Raw genomic sequence first — 1,467 nt, forward strand, 5'->3', positions numbered from 1 at the left:
AAGCAAGATCAAAAGCCGTCAGTTTTTGAAAAACATGAAAACTGACGACTTTTTTGAAAGGTATGAATAATTCAGGTGTTTTTATATGATTACCAGATTACTCTGAGGACAATGATTGGCGGCTATTTATATTGAAAGAATTAAAATGGCGCAAAATGATAGTAACGAAACTTTGGCATCTTCTGGTAGATTAAATTAAAACTAAGACCTGTATCTTAGTTTTAATTTAACTAGTGAATATGAATAGTGGTTAATGTCAGATAGAGTGGCTATAGGAGCTACTCTATTTTTTGATTCAAATTAAATTGGGGACAACACTATTACATGATATAATGTAATAGATTAATAAACGAGGAGTGATCTAATGATACAAGTAGACTGTTGTCCGGGTAAACCAGATTTGGCTGATCGGGCATTGTTAAATGAGAATCAAGCCGCTGACATTGCTTTACTTTTTAAAGTACTCGCAAATAATACGCGGCTAAGAATTTTACATTGCTTAACGCGTGAACCAGATATGGCCGTTAGTGAGATTGCTACATCACTAAATATGAAGGTCCAAGCCATCTCAAACCAGTTACAACGTCTAGTAGATCAAAAGATAGTTAAAGCGAAGCGTAATGGCAACTTCATTGAATATCAGATCATTGATGAATGTACGGCAATTTTATTAGAACGGGCATGGTGTTTAGCTGAAGATGCCGGAAAAATCAATGCTGGTGGGGGAAAATAAAATGATCAGGACAATTATAACGAGTATTATTCTTTATACATCAACTGCAATCGACTTATTAGTTATTTTAATGTTACTTTTTTCAAAATATCGTTCAACAAAGCATCGCCGACAAATTTATATTGGTCAGTTCTTAGGCTCATATACGCTCATTGGAATTAGTTTGTTTTTTGCATTTATTCTCCATTACGTACCCGCCAAATGGTTACTAGGTTTTTTAGGGTTGATTCCCATTGCCTTTGGAATCAAATATATATTTAGCAAAGAAGATGAAGCCGCAGAAGTTGATCAGAAAATTGAAGCGCGTAAAAATAAGAATTTAATTGCAACGGTGGCTTTAATTACGGTAGCTTCTTGTGGTGCGGATAATATTGGCCTTTTTGTTCCTTACTTCGTATCATTATCACTGGTACAGCTAATCGTAACGCTGTTTGTTTTTACCATTTGTATTTATTTTTTAGTTTTCCTTGGTGATAAGTTCTCACAAGTGAATTTTGTAAAGAACTTTCTTGATCGTTTTGGTGATTGGATCATGGCCATTATTTATATTGGTTTAGGCATCATGATCATTCTTGAAAGTGACACTATTAGGCATATTATGCAGCTATTATTTTAATTAAGCAGTAGTCGATATTTTTTATCATTCATTGATCATCTTCGGTAGCGTCAAGAATCTTGTGTAAACGAAATGCCTTCGTACATATAATATGTATCTAACTTAAATAAATGATGCT

At 33.7% G+C, this 1,467-nt stretch carries 2 protein-coding genes; both read left to right on the forward strand.

Annotated features, from left to right (window positions below; all coding sequences use genetic code 11):
* The first annotated feature begins 364 nt into the window (after positions 1-364).
* Positions 365-733: an ArsR/SmtB family transcription factor gene (locus tag NGM66_RS14280; RefSeq protein WP_003678450.1), complete on the forward strand. Its 369-nt coding sequence runs from the start codon at positions 365-367 to the stop codon at positions 731-733.
* A gap of 1 nt (position 734) precedes the next feature.
* Positions 735-1,349, forward strand: a complete 615-nt coding sequence (locus NGM66_RS14285) for a CadD family cadmium resistance transporter (protein WP_003678449.1) — start codon at positions 735-737, stop codon at positions 1,347-1,349.
* Positions 1,350-1,467 lie beyond the last annotated feature (118 nt).

This window comes from Levilactobacillus yiduensis (assembly GCF_024718525.1).
Taxonomy (GTDB): Bacteria; Bacillota; Bacilli; order Lactobacillales; family Lactobacillaceae; genus Levilactobacillus; species Levilactobacillus yiduensis.